This window comes from Halapricum desulfuricans, from assembly GCF_017094465.1.
Classification (GTDB): Archaea; Halobacteriota; Halobacteria; order Halobacteriales; family Haloarculaceae; genus Halapricum.
Window position 1 is genome coordinate 2,547,139 of record NZ_CP064791.1, and the last position, 18,521, is coordinate 2,565,659.

Genomic DNA, 18,521 nt, shown 5'->3' on the forward strand with positions numbered 1-18,521 from the left:
GGGTCGCTACTTGCCCCACTCGCGCTGGTCTTTGGGGCGGTCGCCGATGGCCTGGACGTTCAGCGGCTCGTCGGCGGAGTTGATCGCTTCCAGGACCGCCTCGGCGCTCTCGATGGTCGAGAAGTAGGTCACGGTCTCCTCGACGCAGGCTTCCAGCACCTCGCGGTTGCGCGAGAGCACGAGATCGATCTCGCCGTCCTGAATCGCATCGACGACGGCCTCGGTGTCCTCGAAATCATCGAGATCGACTGTCTCGAAGTGCTCTTCGAACCCAATTACCGGCAGATCGACGAGCGCCGTTCCCTCCAGGGGGATCGGTTTGCCGACGGCCATCTGAGCCTTCTGATAGGCCTTGCCGAAGCTGCCGGCAGTGCCCATGACCTCGCCGGTGGATTTCATCTCCGGGCCGAGACGCGGGTCGGAGCCGGGCAGACGGTCGAACGGTAGCACGACCTCCTTGATCGAGACCTGATCGGGGATCTGCTCTTGAATGTCCAACTCTTCGAGTGTTGTGCCGGTCATCACCTGTGCGGCGATCTTGGCGATCGGAACGCCCGTGCTCTTTGAGATGAACGGCACAGTACGGGACGAGCGCGGGTTCGCCTCGAGGACGTACACTGTTCCGTCACGGACCGCCAGCTGGACGTTCAGCAGGCCGACCGTATCCAGCGCGTCCGCGATCTGCTCGGTCACCTCGCGGATGCGTGGCATGACCTCCTTGATCTCCTGACTGCGCGGCGGGATCATGCAGGCGGAGTCGCCGGAGTGGACCCCGGCGGTCTCGACGTGCTCCATCACGCCGCCGATCAGCACGTCCTCACCGTCGGCGACGGCGTCGACATCCAGTTCAGTGGCGTCGGCCAGGAAGTCGTCGACGAGGATCGGCTTGTCGGGACTCACCCGGACGGCTTCCTCGATGTAGGTCTTCAGATCCTCGTCGTTGTAGACGACGTCCATCGCGCGGCCGCCCAGCACATAGGAGGGGCGTACCAGCACGGGATAGCCGATTTCGCGGGCCAGTTCTAGCGCTTCTTCCTCGCTCGTTGCCGAGCCCCCTTCTGCCTGGGCGATGCCCAGATCGTCCATCAGACGGTTGAACCGGTCGCGGTCCTCCGCCAGGTCCATCGCGTCGACGCTGGTCCCCAGAATCTCGCAGTCGAGATCCCGACGCTGCAGTTCCTGCTCGAGCGGGTGGCCGATGTCGACGGAGGTCTGGCCGCCGAACTGGACCATCACGCCGTCGGCGTTGGTCGCCTCGATGACATCGGCGACCTCCTCGGCGGTGACCGGTTCGAAGAACAGGCCATCGGAGGTGTCGTAGTCCGTCGACACAGTTTCGGGATTGTTGTTGACGACGTGGGCGTCGATGCCCATCTCCCGCAGGGCGCGCACCGCGTGGACCGAGCAGTAGTCGAACTCCACGCCCTGGCCGATGCGGATCGGGCCGCCCCCGACCACGACGACGCTCTCGACGTCACGGTCGACCAGCAGTTCGTCCCGGTCGATCCCCGAGAGCGGGTCGCGCGTCGAGTAGTAGTACGGCGTCGTCGCCTCGAACTCCCCTGCACAGGTGTCGACCAGCTTGAAGTCCCGGTCGGTGGTCTCGGCCTCGACGGTCTCGACGGTGACGGTGTCGGGGACGGCGGTGGTACCGCCGTCTTGACGAGACGACTTCGCCGTCTCGCTCCCACCATCGGCAGTCGCCTCTGCCCCGTCGCTGTCCTCGCCCTCGACGTCCGCGGGCAGCCAGGAGTGGTGGGTGTCGTTGAACTCGCCGCCGGCGATAGCGGTGATCTCCTGGTCGGTAAACCCGGCCTGGCCGGCGGTGTAGAAGTCGCCTGCGGCGGCGTCCTCGGCGGCCTCGGCGACCTCCTGGTAGCGTTCGAGATACCACTCCTTGATGTCGGTCAGTGCCGCGACCTCATCGACGGCGTAGCCGCGCTGGAACGCCTCGAAGATCGCGTAGGTCCGGTCCGGAGTCGGGCGTTCGAGATACTCCGCCTCCAGCGTTTCGTCGTCGAGTTCTCCGAGGTCCTCTGCGGGGTCGTACTCGCTCGACCGGAGGGCTTTCAGCAGGCTCTCGGGGAACGTCCGTCCGATGGCCATCGCCTCGCCGGTCGATTTCATCGCGGGGCCGAGTTCGAACTCCACGTCGCGGAACTTGTCTTTGGGCCAGCGCGGCACCTTCGTGACGATGTAGTCGATCGCGGGCTCGAAGGCGGCGGTCGTCTCGCCGGTGATCTCGTTTTCGATCTCGTGGAGGCGCTTGCCCATCGCGACCTTCGCGGTGACGCGGGCGATCGGGTAGCCGGTCGCCTTCGATGCGAGAGCGGAGGAACGAGAGACGCGGGGGTTGACCTCGACGACGCGGTACTCGCCGCCGGGCGTGCCGTCGTCGTGCCAGGCGAACTGGATGTTACAGCCGCCCTCGATGCCGAGTTCCCGGATGACCTTCAGCGCGGCGTCGCGCATCTCCTGGTGGCCCCTGTCCGGGATGACCTGGCTGGGCGTGACGACGATCGACTCGCCGGTGTGGATGCCCATCGGGTCGATGTTCTCCATGTTGCAGATGATGATCGTCGAGTCGTCGGCGTCGCGCATCACCTCGTACTCGAGTTCGACCCAGCCGTCGATGGACTCGGTGATCATCACCTCGTCGTTCCGCGAGAGACGTAGCCCCTTCCGGGTGGCCTCCGTGAGTTCGTCCATGTCGTCGATGACGCCCGATCCCGCGCCCCCCAGGGTGTAGGTCGTGCGCATGATGACCGGCAGCCCGCCGACCGATTCGACGGCGTCCTCGACCTCGTCCATGCTCCCGATGGTGACCGACTGGGGGACCGGCTCGTCGATCTTGTGCATCCGGTCGCGGAACTGCTCGCGGTCCTCGGTCGCGTAGATCGTGTCCAGCGGCGTGCCCATGACCTCGACGTCGTGTTCCTCGAGGACGCCCTCCTCGGCGAGTTCCGCAGTGACGTTCAGCCCCGTCTGACCGCCCAGCCCGGCGATGACGCCGTCCGGCTGCTCCTTGCGGATGATCTCGGCGATGGGCTCGGTCTCGATCGGCTCCAGATACACCTTGTCGGCCATCTCCGGATCGGTCATGATCGTCGCCGGGTTCGAGTTGACCAGCACGACCCGCGCGCCCTCCTCCTGGAGTGCGCGACACGCCTGCGCGCCGGAATAGTCGAACTCCGCGGCCTGTCCGATCTGGATCGGGCCGCTCCCGATCAGCAGGATCGTCGGTCTCTCGTCGTCTGTCATTGTCCCACCGGAGTCCGTACATCGTAATAAGCCCGGCGAAAGATTACGAACCTCGAAACCCATTTTCGGAAATCGTAATGGCATCCGGTGTCACACTCGGTGATGGCCTCGACCCGGCGGGACCCCTACAGCGTCGTCGAGAATTTTATTACTTAGTAATACAACTCGATAGTACATGGCACAGACACAGCTACAGCGAGCCGGAGACGGCGAGATCACCGACGCGATCGAACGGGTTGCCGAGCGGGAGAACCGCGATCCCGAGTTCGTCCGCGAGCAAGTCGCCGAGGGTCAGGCAGTGATTCCGGCAAACCACAACCACGAGTCGCTCGATCCGACGATCATCGGCCGGGAGTTCGCGACGAAGGTCAACGCCAACATCGGCAACAGTGAGGAGTCAAGCGATCTCGGGACGGAACTGGAGAAACTCAAGACCGCGGTCCACTACGGTGCGGACACGGTGATGGATCTCTCGACGGGGTCGGACCTCGATCGGATCCGTTCGACCCATATCGCACACTCGGCCGTTCCCATCGGAACCGTTCCCATTTACGAGGCGATCACACACGTCGACGAGCCCGCGGATCTCACGCCCGATCTCCTCCTCGACGTGATCGAAAAACAGGCCGAGCAGGGGGTCGATTACATGACGGTCCACGCGGGCGTGCGAAAGGAACATCTCCCGCTGACGGACGGTCGGAAGACGGGCATCGTCTCCCGTGGTGGGTCGATCCTCGCTCAGTGGATCGAGGCCCACGACGCAGAGAACCCGCTGTATACGCATTTCGAGGAGATCTGTGAGATCTTTGCCGAGCACGATGTCACTTTCAGTCTCGGGGACGGGCTCCGGCCCGGTTCGCTCGCGGATGCCTCCGACGAAGCCCAGTTTGCGGAACTGGACACACTCGGGGAGTTGACCCGGACTGCCTGGGACCACGGCGTCCAGGTTATGGTCGAGGGCCCGGGCCACGTCCCGATGGATGAGATCGCCGACAACGTTCGGCGCCAGCAGGAGGTCTGCGGCGGTGCGCCCTTCTACGTGCTCGGCCCGCTGGTCACGGACGTCGCACCGGGCTACGATCACATCACCAGCGCCATCGGTGCGACCGAGGCTGCCCGGGCCGGCGCGGCGATGCTGTGTTATGTCACTCCCAAAGAACATCTCGGACTGCCCGACAAAGAAGACGTCCGGGACGGGCTGGCGGCCTACCGGATCGCGGCTCACGCCGCGGACGTGGCAAACGGCCTCCCCGGTGCGCGGGACTGGGACGACGCCGTCTCCGAGGCCCGCTACGAGTTCGACTGGCGCGAGCAGTTCGATCTCGCACTGGACCCCCAGCGAGCCAAGACCTACCACGATCAGACGCTGCCGGGAGACAACTACAAAGAAGCGCGCTTCTGTTCGATGTGCGGCGTCGAGTTCTGCTCGATGCGGATCGATCAGGACGCTCGAACCGGGGGCGGCGAGATGGAGACCCTTGAGTCAGGAACCGATCTCGCGGACTCGGAGGCGGCCGAGGTGAACCAGCCGCCGGTCGGCACCCACGACACCAGCGGCGTCCCCGACGAGATTGAGATTGACGGTGTCACCTTCACCCCCGAGTGTCACGCCGACGATTGATACGGCCCATGTAACTCTGTTTCGGGGCGGTATCGGTCAGTCTTTGACCGTGACGCCGCCGAACACGGCGAATCCGGTCACGATCAGATCGACGTCATCGTGTTCGTGTTCCGTCCGGAGCCGATCGTCGCTCGCCCCACCGAAGATCGGCAGGACGTCGAGCGTGACGTTCCATTCGCGGGGGACGATGATGTCGACGCCGCCGAACGCGGCCGTCGCGGCGATGGTCACCGGGCGGTCCTCGAGCGTCGTATCGCGTAGATCCAGCGACGCGCCGCCGAACAGCGCCGTCAGCGTGCCGCCAGTGAACAGTTTCGACGCTCGCTTCTCGGATCCGCCGAACACGCCCAGTCCGCTGACATACGATCCATCGACGGTCTTGACCCGCGAGCGGTATTGTCCCAGCACGATCGACAGACCAAACAGGACGATCGCGAGCGGCCACAGCTGGATGACTTCCTCGGCCGTGAGATACTCCAGGGCGACGAGCTGCCACGCGCTTGCGACGGCGACGACGATCACCGGCCCGACGACGTTCCGGAACCCGCTGGCGACCAGTGTGAACAGCCCCAGCAGGACGAACAGCGACGGCACGTACGTCCAGAACACGCTGACGTCGGCGTATCCCGTCGTCTCCGCTAAGAGTGCGAGTCCGATCACGATCACGAGCGCTCCGAGTACTGACTGTGAAGAGATGCGACGCGTTTGCATACGATATAGACGATCGCAGAAGCGATAAGTGTACCTGAGTGACAAGATGGCATGCGGGTGGCTGTCGTTCCGGCCGTCACAGCAGTGCGGTCACGCTGGCGAACCCGACGATCGTCACGAGGAGCCGACCGACACTTCCGGCGAAGGTCGCGGCCGCGAACCGGACGTAGTCTTTCTCCAGTACCGAAAACGCGTAGATCGAGATGGTATCGGGAAAGCCCGGGACCGACAGCGCGAGCGCGAGCCCGATGTAGCCGTACTCCTGCGCGAGCTGGACGGCGGTCTTTTCGGACCACTCGACGATGTCGAACCGCGAACGCCGGACGAACCTGATGATCGGTCCCGACTGTTTGGCTTCCTGGCCAATGTGGAACGCGAAGACGCTGCCGGCCGCTTTCCCGAGGCCACTGACGAGGACGATCAGTCCCGTCGTAGCGCTGAGGGGAAGCCCGAGACGCATCGACTCGGCGGGCGCGAGCACGATCTCGCTGGGCAGTGGTAGGACGAACGCGATCAGAAACGAATAGATACCGATCAACACGAGCCCGATCGGGCCGGTCGCGGTCCTGACAGCCTCTTCGGTCGCGGCGTACACCCCCTCAAGCATACCACTCGCGAGGACGGGAACCAGTTCGACGGGCACGGTAGTCACTGGGTCGCATAGGACGCTAAAACCTACCGGTTTCGGTTCGGCAAACTCGGTCAGCGACTCACAGCCGGTAGTATCAGTACCAGTCGAGATCGGCGACGAACGACCGCAACATCGACCGGGTAACGTGGGGCATACAGACGACCCGGAGTTCGTCGGAGCCGGTTTTGGCAACGCGCCAGCCCCGGTCGCGGAGTTTCTCGACCAGCGGGAGCGACACGTCGGCCGCGACCAGTGGCAACTCCGGTTCGACCACGTCGTAACCTCGCTGGGCCAGTTCCTCGGCCAGCCATCGGGCGTTGTCCATCGAGCGGTGATACTGCTCGCGGTACCCGTCCGGCCACAGCGCGTCCATGGCGGCGACGGCGCTCGCGACGCCCGCCCCCGACCGCGTCCCAGTGAGCGTCACTTGCTTGGTCGACTCCAGGTAGGGCGTGTCGATCGACAGTTCGTCGAGCAGTGTCGGCGAGCGTGCGAGCAGTCCGCCCGCGGGCACCGCGGCCTGGCCGACCTTGTGGGGATCGATGGTCATGGTGTCGACGTCGGCGTGTCCGAAGTGCCACTGGTGTTCGGTAAAGGGCAGGTAAAACCCGCCCCAGGCGGCGTCGACGTGGACGAGCGCGTCGGCGCCGTGGGCCGTGCTGGCCAGTTCCGGGATCGGATCGACGTAGCCGTACTCCGTCGACCCCGCCACGCCGACCACGAGGACGGTATCGTCGTCGATCAACTCGGCCATCGCGTCCAGATCGGCCCGGTGGTCGCTCGCGGGCGCCGTCCGGAGTTCGACCCCGAGGAGATCCGCGGCTTTCCAGAAACTGAAGTGGGCGTGTGTCGGGACGACGACGTTCGGATCGTCGGTGTCGGCGCGGTCCCGCGCGATCCGGACGGCCTGGATGTTCGCTTCGGTCCCGCCGCTCGTGATGTAGCCCGCCGGCTCCGGCAGTCCCGTTACGGTTCCGAGCATATCCACCGCTTCCCGTTCCAGGTCGGCGACTTCCTGATAGGTGGCCGGATCGCCCGGGTTCGTCGCGAGAAACCGTTCCGCCGCCTGTCGGGCCGCCGGATGTGGCTCCGTACACATCGAGGACAGCACTCGATTGAAGTCCTGCGGCACCGACTCGACCCGCTGCATACTGACTATCAGTTCGTCTTTCTTCGGTATAGGAGTTGCGCTATCGGTCGTTTTCGGCGTATAAACCGTTGAGGATCCCGAACAGCGGCTCGCCGCGTTAGGCCTCGATTATATCGTCGTCGTCGCTTTCGGGGACGACGATCGAGCCTTCCAGTGTCGTGACGGCTCGGCCGCCGACCTTGACCTCGGCCCCGATGCTGACCGAGACGGTTCCGGGTCGGCCCAGGAAGTGTCCCTGTTCGAACGTCATCGCGGCGGTCTCGTCCAGCGCGCCCAGCCGGTCAAGATAGGCCCCGACTGCGCCGCTTGCCGTTCCCGTCACCGGGTCTTCCTCGACGCCCGCGCCCGGGGCGAACATCCGTCCGTGCAGCGTCGACTCGCCTTCGAGGGTGTCGAAGGTGAACGCGTAGATTCCGGTCGCGTCGTACTCCTCGGACAGCAGTTCGATCGCCCGCATCTCCGGCTCCATCCCCGAGAGATCCGAGAAGTACTCGACCGGCACCGCGAGGAAGGGCAGTCCGGTCGAGGTACGGGCGATCGGCAGCCCCACGGCCCTGATCGATTCGGCGCCGACGCCCAGCGCGTCGGCCACTCGCTCGATGTCGACGTCGAGTTCGGTCACGGTCGGGTCGTTCTGGGTCATCCAGACGAGTCCGCCCTCGCCGATCGAGATATCGAGCACGCCGGCCTCGGTCTCTACGGTGTGTTTTCCGTCGTCGATCACGCCTCGCTCGTACAGCAGCGCGTGGCTGGCGATCGTCGCGTGTCCGCAGAGATCGACCTCCGTCTCGGGCGTGAAATACCGGAGCTGCCGGTCGGCGACCTCGCTCTCGCGGACGAAGGCGGTCTCGCTCGCCCCGAGTTCGTTCGCGATCGCGCCCATCTGGTCGGCGTCCAGGCCGTCCCCGTCGGGGAGGACGCCCGCGGGGTTGCCGCTGGTCGGCTCGTCGGTGAAGGCGTCGACGAGAAACGCGTTTCGCGTGTCCATGGCGGTTGGTGGGTCGGCCGGGCGGTTAATCGTTGGCGTTTCCGGAGACTCGCGTCCGATACCGTGGTTGGCCGAACCCGTCGGGTTAATGGCCGGTCGGGCCGATGGCCCCGATAGTGACCACCCGATGACCGATCTGCCCGACGAGTTCCCCTGTACGATCACGAACTGGGAGTACATCTACAGCCTCACCCGCGAGGTCAGCGACGAGATCAAGGCCGACGACTTCGAGCCGGACGTCGTCGTCGCGCTGGCCCGCGGCGGCTGGTTCGCCGGCCGGACGCTCTGTGACTTCCTCGGCCTGGACGACCTGACGAGCCTGAAGATCGAACACTACGTCGGGGCCGCTCAGGCCACCGGCGAGCCGGAGGTCCGCTACCCGATGCCGGAGGGGTCCGTCGAGGGCAAGGACGTGCTGATCGTCGACGACATCGCCGACACCGGCCAGTCGATGGCCCACGCCGCCGAATACGTCCGCGAGCGCGATCCCGGTGCGGTCCGGACGGCGACGCTGCAGTTGCTCGGCACCAGCGAGTTCGAACCCGACTTCGTCGGCGAGCGCTTAGAGGAGTGGGCCTGGATCGTCTACCCCTGGAACTTCATCGAGGACATGGTCGAGTTGATCGAGGGTGTGATGTCTAAATCCGACACGGAGACCTTTCGGAAGGACGACATCCGAAACGCGCTCCGGGAGTACCACGAGATAGAACGCATCGAGATGGAGATCGCTCAGCCCGACCGCCTCGACGAGGTGCTCTCGGAGATGGAGCGCCGTGGCGTGATCGAGGCGGTCGGCGACGAGTGGCGACTGGCCTGACGAGCGCGGCGTCCGGAGGTGCCTTCGTCACTCTCCGTCGCGGCGCATCGCGATCTCGAACCACGGGCAGAGCCGGAGCTGGCGGTACTGTTCGGGGTTGTCCTGGAGGCGCTCGTAGGGGGCCCACAGTAGCCCTGCGACCTCCTCGGGATCGGGATCGAAGGTCGTGTCGGTGAGCGTCGCCTGCAGGACTGCACAGACCTCGTGTTCGACGCCGGCGTTCTCGAAGAAGCGTTTGTACTCAAAGCGGTCGGTGACCCGGAGATTCTCGTACTGGTCGGGCGTGATCCCGAGTTCCTCTTCCAGGCGGATCCGGGTCGCCTCTTTCTGGCTCTGGCCCTCGCGAGGGTGGGAGGCGACCGTCCCGTCCCAGTGGGTGCCCCACAGGCGTTTTTCGGGCGCGCGCTGGGCCAGCAGGACGTTTCCGTCCTGGTCGAACAGCAGTGCGGTGAACGCGCGGTGGCGGATCCCGTCACCGGTGTGGGCGTCCAGCCGATTGACCAGCCCTTCGGCGTTGTCGTCGGCGTCGACGGCGATGACGTCCTGTGCTGCGTTCTCGTGGGTGTCGTCCGTGCTCATATAGCTATCACGTGGGAGTGTGACTTGAAACAGTCTTCGACTTTCGACACCCCTCTTTCGCGCGCCCGTTCGTGTCCATACTGTGCGGGGTCTCTGCCCAACTGTGTGTGGGAGTTACACGCGCCGAGCGCTCGTTTCCGAACGTTTTAGCCAGTGATTCGACTGGTGTGTTCCAATGAGCTACAAGATCGGTCTCGTGGGCAAACCATCGGTGGGCAAGTCCACGTTCTTCAACGCCGCGACGATGAACGACGTCCCGGAAGGAGCCTATCCCTTCACGACGATCGACCCCTCGGTCGGCGAGGCCTACGTCCGCGTCGAGTGTGCTGCCCCGGAACTCGGCCACACCTGCACGCCGAACCACGGCTACTGTGCCGAGGGCGTCCGGTTCGTCCCGACGAAACTGGTCGACGTGGCCGGACTCGTCCCCGGCGCCCACGAGGGGAAGGGGCTTGGCAACCAGTTCCTCTCGGATCTGAACGAGACTGACGTACTCGTCCACGTGGTCGATTTCACCGGCGAGACCGACCTCGAAGGCGAGCCGACCGACGATCACGACCCCCGCGAGGACATCGATTTCCTGGAGAACGAACTCGACATGTGGTATCTCGACGTCCTGGAGAAGGGGATCGATCGCTATCACACCGGCTATGACGGCGCGGAACGGGACATCGAAGCCGATCTGGCCGAGCAGCTGTCGGCGTTCGGGATCACCGAAGACGAGGTCAAGCAGGTCATCCTCACGCTGGATCTGGCACTCGATCCCGACACCTGGGACGCGACCGATCGCGAGGCGCTGGCCCGGGAGATCCGGATCCGGACCAAGCCGATGGTGATCGCGGCCAACAAGATGGACACCGAGGCCGCACGGGACAACTGGGAGCGGGTCACGTCCGATCCCGAGTACGAGCACCTGACGTTCGTCCCGGTCTCGGCCCACGCCGAGAAGGCGCTGAAGCAGGGCGACGAGCGGGGCGTGCTCGAGTATCGGCCCGGGGACGAGGACTTTGAGGTGACGGCGGACCTTCCCGAGGCGAAGGCCGCCGGTCTCGAACGGATCCGGGAGTTCGTCAACGCCTACGGCGGGACGGGCGTCCAGGAGGTCCTGGAGACCGCGCTGTTCGAGGAACTCGGCGCGATCGCCGTCTTCCCGGGCGCGAACAGTCCACAGGACGACGGCACCTTCTTACAGGACTGTTTCGTCCTCCCGGATCGATCGACTGCCGAGGACTTCGCGTATTTCCTCCACTCGGACATCGGCGACGGGTTCCTCCACGCCCACGACATCCGCTCGGGCCGGCAGGTCGGTGCTGACACGGAACTCGATCATCGCGACGTGATCGAGATCACCACGACGAACTAGGCGGCCGGCCTCGGCACACAATTCTCGTATGACATACCGAATACTTCAGCTCCTTCTGTCGACCCTTCGAGTTTGAATATCCGATAATAATTGTCGAGAAATGCTATTTGAGGCCCTGGTAGGCACGAAATACGCCGTTCGACTATAGTACGTATTTATATACTAACAAGTGGTCTATATGGTATGGCATCTGCTATTGAACTTACAGGCTTGACCAAGCACTTCGGAGACGTGGTCGCGCTCGACGGCGTCGATCTCACTGTCGAAGCGGGCGAGATATTCGGGTTTCTCGGACCCAACGGGGCCGGCAAGTCGACGACCATCGACACCTTGCTGGACTTCGTCCGTCCGACGGCCGGCGCGGCGAGCGTTCTCGGCAGGGACGCTCAGGAAGACACCCTCGAGATTCGGCGACGAACCGGCGTCCTGCCGGACGCCTACCAGGTCTACGGCCGGCTGACCGGTCGCCAGCACGTCCAGTTCGCGATCGACTCCAAGGAGACCGACGACGATCCGCTGGCCCTGCTGGAGCGGGTCGGTATCGCCGACGCGGCCGACCGGCCCGCTGGCGGCTACTCAAAGGGGATGCGCCAGCGGCTCGTCCTCGCGATGGCACTGGTCGGCGAGCCCGAGATCCTGATTCTCGACGAGCCTTCGACCGGGCTGGACCCAAACGGGGCCCGCGAGATGCGACAACTCATCCGCGAAGAGAACGAACGCGGCGCGACGGTGTTTTTCTCCTCGCACATTCTCGAACAGGTCGAGGCCATCTGTGATCGCGTCGCGATCCTCAACGAGGGTCGGATCGTCACCGTCGACACCATCGAGGGACTGCGCGACACCGCCGGGACGGCCACGCAACTGACGATTCGCGTCGACGCCGTGCCCGAAGACTCGATCGCGGCTATCGAGGTGCTCGAGGGCGTCCACAGCGTGACCGCCACCGGAACGACCGTCACCGTCCGGATCGAGAACGGCAGCAAGACCGCGATCCTCGACGTGCTCGAATCCGCGGGCGCCGAGGTGCTGGATTTCTCGACCGCCGAGACGTCCCTGGAGGAACTGTTCGCGCAGTTCACGACGGAACCAGGGCGTGACGAGACCGACGCTATGCAGAATGCTGCAGCCCAACCGGACACCGAGGCTGACTCTGCGGAGGTGGCCCAATGAGCTGGACCGTCATCGCACGCAAGGACTTCAACGACGCTCGCCGGTCGCGATCGCTGTGGGGGCTTTCGGCGACGTTCCTCCTGCTGGCGTTGCTGTTCGCCGGCCTCTACGCGTTCGTGCCCGAGGTCACGGCGGACGAGGAGGTCTCGACGATGGGGCTGATGACGTTCCTGTCAGCTCCCGTGGCGCTGTTCGTCGCCGTCGCGGCGCTCGTCGTCGCGTACAAGTCGATCGCCGGTGAAGCCGAGTCCGGCTCGGGCAAGCTCCTGTTGAGCCTGCCGCACACCCGCGGTGACGTCGTTCTCGGGAAAATCGTCGGCAGGTCGCTCGTGCTGGCGATTCCTGTCCTGGTCGGGCTGGTCGCGATGCTCGCTGTCGTCTTCGTGGGCGACGTGAGCTTCTCGGCCGCCGACTACGTCCTGTTCGGGCTGGTGACGCTGCTGTTCGTGCTGGTCTACGTGGCCTTCTACGTCGGCATCTCGGCCAGCACCACCTCGACCGCCAGGGCAGCCACGCTCAGCGTGCTCGCGCTCGTGTTCCTGGAGTTCGCCTGGGACATCGTTCCGCTCGGTGCCTGGTTCGTCGCCAACGGCTTTCAGGTCCCCCCGGGCCTGTTCAGCGGCGCGGCGATGCCCGACTGGGTCGCGTTCCTCGCGAGCATGCCACCCAGCTCAGCCTACCTGAACGCCGTCGGTGGCGTCCTCACGGGCTCGATGAGCGGTGCCGGTCCGTGGTACCTCTCGCAGTGGTCCAGCCTGGTCGTCCTCGGGATCTGGGGCATCGTTCCCGTCGTCGTCGGCTACCTGCGCTACAACCGCGCCGATCTCTAGATTTTATTTTTTCCAGATAGTATCGGTTGTCCGCTCCCATGCACGAGGTGAGAATCATCGTACAAAGCTATCGTCTCTCCAAACATCTATATAGACGTGAAATTATATGAACGAGATAGTTTCTGACACGGTCCCGGTTCGCGAGTCGCTGGCCACACCTCACCGACGTGCCGGTGCGTTCTTCCTCGTGCTCTCGGCCCAGTTCATGACCGCTATCATGCTGGCGGCCGCGATGGCACCCGACTACGACTTCGGGGCCGGCGCGATCAGCGACCTGGGCGTGTTCCCGGAGACGGCGCTTTTGTTCAACGGCTCGCTCGTCCTCGTGGGCGCGCTCAACGTCCTCGGGGGCGTGTACTTCTACCGGACCCACGGCAAGCGGTGGCTCCTGTCGCTGTTCGTGCTTGCCGGCATCGGTGCGGTCGGGACCGGGCTCGTCCCGCTCGATGCCAGCGACGCCCACGGACTGTTCGCACTCGTCGCGTTCCTGTTCTTCAACGTTCAGGCGATCGGAACCGCGACGTGGCTCGACGGTCCGATGCGCGTGCTCTCGATCCTGGCTGGCGCGATCGGCCTGGCCTTCCTCGTCCTCATGGCAATCGGTGACGCCGGGACCACGGCCGCGTTCGGCCCGATCGGCCACGGCGGCACCGAGCGGATGATCGTCTATCCGGTCATGATCTGGCTGGTCGCCTTCGGCGGCTACCTGCTCGGCGCGGACGAGTCAGTGGCGCGATGACCGGTCGAACCGTCGCCATCGCGCTCGGCACGGGATTCACGACCGCGCTTCTCGTCGCGGTGTCGGTCATCGAGGCGCTCCCGTACGAGTTCTCAGCGATAATCGGTCTCCCGGTCGGGCTCGTCGCCGGCGTTGCCGTCGCCGTACTGGTCGGCTGGCGCTACGAACGCACGCGCCCCGCTGCCAGAGGTGTCGCTGGCGGGGCCGCCGGCTTCGGCTACGCGGTCGTGTTGTTGCTCGCCGTTCGATACGCCGATTTCCTCGGTCTCGAATCCGCCATCACGTTCGAGCGACTCGTCGTCGTTTCGGCCGTGGTTGGGGTGGCTGCACTGGTCGCGTCCTGGCTGCACGCCTCGCGCCCCTGGAACTGATCGGACTCACTGCTCGATCTGACGCCCGTCGACACGTCAGTCGCCGTCGAGACAGCGGCCGCTCACCTCGGTGGCGCCCTCGGTGAACCGGACGACGACCAGCTTCTCGGTGCATTCGTGGCCGGCCCACCCGATTGTCGTCGCCCCCAGCGGCAGTTCGACGGCCAGTTCGTACGTCCCCGCCTCCAGGTCCCGCGGGTCGGCTTCCCGGGTCGTTCCGGGTTCGATAGCCGTGAGCCTGAAGAACTCGTAGCGATCCGCCCCGGCGGTCCGGACGTCCAATCGGAACGTAACGTCGTGGATCTCGTCGCTCTCGTTCTCGACGCGGATCCGGAGTCTCGACGGCCGGGGCGTCGGCGTCGAAGTCGCCTGCTCACCCGGGTCGGCACAGCCCGCGAAGCTACCGGCTGCCAGTCCGGCTCCGAGAACGGTCAGCATGCGTCGGCGATACATACATGTTCTTCGACCCCACCCGGCTTGTAGATGCCCCTCGGTTCGTCTCCGCGAACCCTTTCCCGGCTGGGCGTCGATGGCTCACACATGCTCACGATCGACGGTTCCAACGGGGGCGGGCAGCTTCTCCGGACGGGGCTGGCGCTCGCGGTGCGGACCGATACGCCCCTCCGGTTCGAGTCGATCCGCGGCTCGCGCCCCGACCCGGGGCTCCGACCCCAGCACCTCGCGGCGGTCGAGCTGCTCGCCGACTACTGTGACGCCGATCTCGAAGGGGCCCGACTCGACTCGGAGACGCTGGTCTTCGAACCTGGCGAGTCCCGCACGCAAACGCTCTCGGCCGACATCCCGACTGCCGGCAGCGCGACGCTGTTGCTCGATGCGGTCCTGCCGCTGGCGACGGCGATCGACGCGCCGCTCACGGTGACTGCGACCGGCGGGACTGATGTCAAATGGTCGCCGCCAGTTGCGTACGTCCGCCACGTGAAGCTCCCGCTGCTCGCGCGGTTCGGACTGGACGCGGCCCTCGAACGCAGTAGCGTCGGCTACTACCCGGCGGGCGGCGGCGAGGTCACGTTCCGGCTGTCGCCGTCGTCGCTGTCCCCCATCGAACTGGACGAGCGCGGCTCGCTGGCGGCGGTCGATGTCTACTCGAAGGCCTCGACCGATCTCGAAGACAGCGACGTGGCGGACCGGCAGGCGGACCGCGCCAGTGACCGACTCGACGCGGCCGACGTTCCGCTGGGTGAGCGTGCTGTCGAGTACGTCGAGACGGACTCGACTGGGTCGTCGATCACGGTCCGGGCGCGATACGACCGGACGCTCGCCGGCTTCGACGCGCTGGGCGAGCCCGGTCGTCCGTCCGAGACGGTCGCGGACATGGCGGTCGACGACTTCGAGCGGTTCCACGGGACTCGGGCGGCCGTCGACCGACACATGGCCGATCAGCTGCTCGTGTTTCTTGCGCTCGCCGGCGGACGGATCGCGATCCCGGAGGCGACCGATCACGTCCGGACGCACCGATCGCTGCTCGCCGAGTTCGGATACGACGTCTCTCTCGAATCGGAAGGTGGCACCGTGACACTCACTTCGTCGGGTGATTCCGCGGATTGACATCCTCCCCGCCGACGTTTGCTGTCGCCGCAAGCCGGATCGAATCCCCGCCGAGCGTCGCGTCACCGGTGACCACGCCCGACTCCTCGATCACGACCGATCCGGCGGCCCCGTCGAGGTTCCCGTCGATCGTCCCGCGGACGATGACCGTCCCACTGAACGTCGACAACCCGTCGACCGTCTCTCCCTCCTCGACGACAACTGTCCCGCCACTCCTGGTTTCGGCCGCCGCGACGCCGGAGAACGTCCCCGCGACGACTGCGATCGCCACCAGCAAGACGGCACTCCCGCTAATCGCTCTCTGTCGCTGCATACCTCCGATTCCCTCACGAAAATATATAAAGGTCAGTCCGGGCCGCTCGAGAGAGCGTAAACCAACAGCCGCTATATAGAATGTGGCCAACGCAGGTGAATCGACAGTGGAGTCGAAGCGACAGAGACCGCTCCGGCCGTCGAAAGCCTGCGACCGCTGCTCCGGGCGAGGCGGCCACGGGAGCCACAACAACAGCGACACGGTGGCACGGGCTGTGGCAGCGAGGACGATCGGAGCGGTCTCGGAGCAGAGGAGGAGCCCCGGGCGAGGCGGACGGAACGCGCTCGAAGGTGCGACTATACTCGGAGAGTGTCTCAAGCGAACGCCGCGACTCGTGACGATACCACTGCGTTCGATTGCGGTAGTACGCGACTACTACCGACCGGGTATGGAGCCACGGAACAGATGGCAGAAACAGCCACACCGCACGAGCAGATCCCGTGATCGACTCGGCCAGGAAAGGGGCGGCGGCTGCAAACGGGCGGGCGATCGGGGCGCGAGCCAGACTCCGATGAGCCATCCAGCAGTTGCGCCAACGTCGCCAGATCCACTTTCCGGAATGGAAAGGGCAGCTCGGGGGTAGGCGGTTCGCGCGAGGCCCCAGCGTCGGGATTCTCTCTGATGAGCCGACCAGGCCCGATCGGAGGAATCACGAAGCCGGCGACTGACGATTCTATATAGCGATATAAGATATACTACTTGAATGGGCGAGAAAGAGGACAGCAAGAGGAGTGTTTAACAGCAGCCACGCGAATGGGCGGATATGGCGTTTCCACTGCGTGCAGCAGCGTCGCCGCGCCGGATCTACGGGATCGGCGTGTCGATACTCGGGATCGGGAACTTGAGCTACGGTGTCGGGCAGTACGTCGGCGGTTCGCAGCTCCCGGTCGTGTCGCTGCTGCAGTTGGTGATGGGGACGACACTGGTGGTGATCGGCGGGCTCGTGATCGCGGGATCGGACCGGCTATCGCCACCGGACCTGTCCGATCGGGCCCTGCTGGCGATCGGGGCCGTCGGCGGACTGGTCGGCGCATACATGACTGCTGGGGGGATTGTACTACTTGGGTGACACCGGGCGGTTTTTGACGTGGTGTGACCTATCGAAACGTATGCAGACGCTCACGCTGGGACCGAGCGGGACGTATTCCCACCGGGCGGCACAGTCGGTCTCCGATGACATCGCGTTCACCGAGTCGGTGACCGATATCGTCCAGGCCGTCGCCAACGACGAGTTCGATCGCGGCGTCATTCCGATCGAGAACAGCATCGAGGGCAGCGTCACCGAGAGCCTCGACTCGCTGGCGGAGTACGACATCGCGGTCGTCAAGGAGATCATCACACCGATCCGCCACGCACTGATGGCCCGTACCGGTGACTTCGAGACCGTCGCGAGCCACGCGCAGGCGCTGGCCCAGTGTCGCGGCTATCTCGAGGAGCACTACCCGGACGTTGAACTCGAAGCGGTCGCGTCGACGGCACGCGGTGTCGAGCGCGCGCGGGAGGACGACTCGGTAGCTGCGATCGCTCACCCCGATAACGCGGGCGATCTAGAGACTCTTGCGACGGACATTCAGGACCAGACCTCCAACGCGACGCGATTTCTGGCCATCGCAGGGGCCGACGAGCGATCGCCGGCCGGCGGGAAGACCTCGATCGTCATCTACCCGAACTCCGATTACCCCGGACTCCTGCTGGAACTGTTACAGCCGTTCGCCGAGCGGGACATCAACCTCTCGCGGCTGGAATCGCGACCGAGCGGGGAGCGACTGGGCGATTACGTCTTTCACGTCGATTTCCAGGCCGGGCTCTACGAGGATCGCACGCAGGCCGCCCTCGAAGAGATCGAATCCCTGGCGGAGAACGGCTGGGTCCGACGGCTCGGCTCGTACGATACCGAGCACGTCGTCTCCGACTAGGCGCCGCAATTCTGACCCACCGACAACAACATTAAGTTCGGAGAGGGCGTACTAGCGGGTAGCTATGCCGTCCAGATCCGACCCCTTCGACGACATCGAGCGGATGTTCGACCGTCTGAGCAAGCAGTTCGCGGACATCGATCCCGTCGAGTTCGGCAGCGGGTTGACCGGACCGGCGATCGACCTCCGTGACGAGGACGATCAACTGGTCGTTATCGTGGATCTTCCGGGATACGATGCCGAAGACATCGATGTGACGCTCCCGGACGAGCGGACAGTCCACATCGCCGCCGAGCGCGAACGGGAAGTAGAACACGAGGAGGGGATCTACGTCCGCAGCGAGCGGTCCCACGAATCGATCGAGCGATCGGTGCGGCTCCCCGATCCGGTCACCGAAGACGGAACCAGCGCGGCCTACGAGAACGGCGTCCTGACGGTCACACTGCAGAAACAGCACCCTGACGACGAGGGGCAGTCGATCCCGGTCGAATAACG

19 protein-coding genes are annotated in these 18,521 nt (G+C 65.1%); 11 read left to right on the plus strand and 8 right to left on the minus strand.

The window, feature by feature from the left end; translation table 11 throughout:
• Positions 1-6 precede the first annotated feature (6 nt).
• Positions 7-3,261 carry a carbamoyl-phosphate synthase large subunit gene (gene carB, locus HSEST_RS12985; RefSeq protein ID WP_229121386.1) on the minus strand — a complete coding sequence of 1,085 codons (3,255 nt, stop codon included), beginning with the start codon at positions 3,259-3,261 and terminating at the stop codon, positions 7-9.
• A gap of 175 nt (positions 3,262-3,436) precedes the next feature.
• Here carB and thiC point away from each other — a divergent pair, with 175 nt between their 5' ends.
• A complete protein-coding gene (thiC, locus tag HSEST_RS12990) occupies positions 3,437-4,882 on the plus strand; it encodes a phosphomethylpyrimidine synthase ThiC (RefSeq protein ID WP_229121387.1) in 1,446 nt (481 codons plus the stop codon).
• A 36-nt stretch (positions 4,883-4,918) separates the two neighbouring features.
• Here the strand turns inward: thiC and HSEST_RS12995 are convergent, their stop codons facing one another.
• The 4 genes from HSEST_RS12995 to HSEST_RS13010 form a co-directional block, all read right to left on the minus strand.
• The gene (locus HSEST_RS12995; RefSeq protein WP_229121388.1) at positions 4,919-5,593 is read right to left on the minus strand and encodes a LiaF transmembrane domain-containing protein; all 675 of its coding nucleotides are present in this window, start codon (positions 5,591-5,593) and stop codon (positions 4,919-4,921) included.
• 76 nt (positions 5,594-5,669) lie between these two features.
• Positions 5,670-6,200 carry a YqaA family protein gene (locus HSEST_RS13000; protein ID WP_229123003.1) on the minus strand — a complete coding sequence of 177 codons (531 nt, stop codon included), beginning with the start codon at positions 6,198-6,200 and terminating at the stop codon, positions 5,670-5,672.
• Between the two features lie 118 nt (positions 6,201-6,318).
• Complete coding sequence (gene mfnA / locus HSEST_RS13005; protein ID WP_267491935.1) at positions 6,319-7,386, minus strand: tyrosine decarboxylase MfnA; 1,068 nt, start codon at positions 7,384-7,386, stop codon at positions 6,319-6,321.
• 85 nt (positions 7,387-7,471) lie between these two features.
• Complete coding sequence (locus HSEST_RS13010; protein ID WP_229121390.1) at positions 7,472-8,362, minus strand: PhzF family phenazine biosynthesis protein; 891 nt, start codon at positions 8,360-8,362, stop codon at positions 7,472-7,474.
• A 127-nt stretch (positions 8,363-8,489) separates the two neighbouring features.
• Here HSEST_RS13010 and HSEST_RS13015 point away from each other — a divergent pair, with 127 nt between their 5' ends.
• The gene (locus HSEST_RS13015; protein ID WP_229123004.1) at positions 8,490-9,179 is read left to right on the plus strand and encodes a phosphoribosyltransferase; all 690 of its coding nucleotides are present in this window, start codon (positions 8,490-8,492) and stop codon (positions 9,177-9,179) included.
• A 27-nt stretch (positions 9,180-9,206) separates the two neighbouring features.
• Here the strand turns inward: HSEST_RS13015 and HSEST_RS13020 are convergent, their stop codons facing one another.
• Positions 9,207-9,758 carry an isopentenyl-diphosphate Delta-isomerase gene (locus tag HSEST_RS13020; RefSeq protein WP_229121391.1) on the minus strand — a complete coding sequence of 184 codons (552 nt, stop codon included), beginning with the start codon at positions 9,756-9,758 and terminating at the stop codon, positions 9,207-9,209.
• Between the two features lie 175 nt (positions 9,759-9,933).
• Between HSEST_RS13020 and HSEST_RS13025 the strand changes: the two genes are divergently transcribed.
• The 5 genes from HSEST_RS13025 to HSEST_RS13045 all read left to right on the plus strand — a co-directional run bounded on the left by HSEST_RS13025 (position 9,934) and on the right by HSEST_RS13045 (position 14,231).
• Positions 9,934-11,121, plus strand: coding sequence for a redox-regulated ATPase YchF (locus tag HSEST_RS13025; RefSeq protein ID WP_229121392.1), 1,188 nt, complete (start codon positions 9,934-9,936; stop codon positions 11,119-11,121).
• A 183-nt stretch (positions 11,122-11,304) separates the two neighbouring features.
• Complete coding sequence (locus tag HSEST_RS13030) at positions 11,305-12,291, plus strand: ABC transporter ATP-binding protein (protein WP_229121393.1); 987 nt, start codon at positions 11,305-11,307, stop codon at positions 12,289-12,291.
• Positions 12,288-13,121 carry an ABC transporter permease subunit gene (locus HSEST_RS13035; protein WP_229121394.1) on the plus strand — a complete coding sequence of 278 codons (834 nt, stop codon included), beginning with the start codon at positions 12,288-12,290 and terminating at the stop codon, positions 13,119-13,121. Before HSEST_RS13030 ends, HSEST_RS13035 begins: the two co-directional genes overlap by 4 nt.
• 106 nt (positions 13,122-13,227) lie before the next feature.
• Positions 13,228-13,860 carry a DUF998 domain-containing protein gene (locus HSEST_RS13040; RefSeq protein ID WP_229121395.1) on the plus strand — a complete coding sequence of 211 codons (633 nt, stop codon included), beginning with the start codon at positions 13,228-13,230 and terminating at the stop codon, positions 13,858-13,860.
• Positions 13,857-14,231, plus strand: a complete 375-nt coding sequence (locus tag HSEST_RS13045; RefSeq protein WP_229121396.1) for a hypothetical protein — start codon at positions 13,857-13,859, stop codon at positions 14,229-14,231. Before HSEST_RS13040 ends, HSEST_RS13045 begins: the two co-directional genes overlap by 4 nt.
• A 36-nt stretch (positions 14,232-14,267) precedes the next feature.
• Here HSEST_RS13045 and HSEST_RS13050 read toward each other — a convergent pair whose 3' ends face one another.
• Positions 14,268-14,684: a hypothetical protein gene (locus tag HSEST_RS13050; protein ID WP_229121397.1), complete on the minus strand. Its 417-nt coding sequence runs from the start codon at positions 14,682-14,684 to the stop codon at positions 14,268-14,270.
• Positions 14,685-14,714: 30 nt separating this feature from the next.
• Here HSEST_RS13050 and rtcA point away from each other — a divergent pair, with 30 nt between their 5' ends.
• Positions 14,715-15,797: an RNA 3'-terminal phosphate cyclase gene (gene rtcA / locus HSEST_RS13055; protein WP_229121398.1), complete on the plus strand. Its 1,083-nt coding sequence runs from the start codon at positions 14,715-14,717 to the stop codon at positions 15,795-15,797.
• On the opposite strand, the gene HSEST_RS13060 is transcribed toward rtcA, so the two are convergent.
• Entirely contained in the window at positions 15,769-16,110 is a 342-nt protein-coding gene (locus tag HSEST_RS13060; RefSeq protein WP_229121399.1) for a polymer-forming cytoskeletal protein, read from the minus strand. The two genes, rtcA and HSEST_RS13060, sit on opposite strands and share 29 nt — an antisense overlap.
• A 763-nt stretch (positions 16,111-16,873) precedes the next feature.
• Between HSEST_RS13060 and HSEST_RS13065 the strand changes: the two genes are divergently transcribed.
• The 3 genes from HSEST_RS13065 to HSEST_RS13075 all read left to right on the plus strand — a co-directional run bounded on the left by HSEST_RS13065 (position 16,874) and on the right by HSEST_RS13075 (position 18,519).
• Positions 16,874-17,179 (plus strand): hypothetical protein, encoded by a 306-nt coding sequence (locus HSEST_RS13065; protein ID WP_229121400.1) that lies wholly within the window; start codon positions 16,874-16,876, stop codon positions 17,177-17,179.
• 40 nt (positions 17,180-17,219) lie between these two features.
• On the plus strand, positions 17,220-18,026 hold the full coding sequence (pheA, locus tag HSEST_RS13070; RefSeq protein WP_229121401.1) for a prephenate dehydratase: 807 nt from the start codon (positions 17,220-17,222) through the stop codon (positions 18,024-18,026).
• A 64-nt stretch (positions 18,027-18,090) separates the two neighbouring features.
• Positions 18,091-18,519 (plus strand): Hsp20/alpha crystallin family protein, encoded by a 429-nt coding sequence (locus HSEST_RS13075; RefSeq protein ID WP_229121402.1) that lies wholly within the window; start codon positions 18,091-18,093, stop codon positions 18,517-18,519.
• Positions 18,520-18,521: the final 2 nt, after the last annotated feature.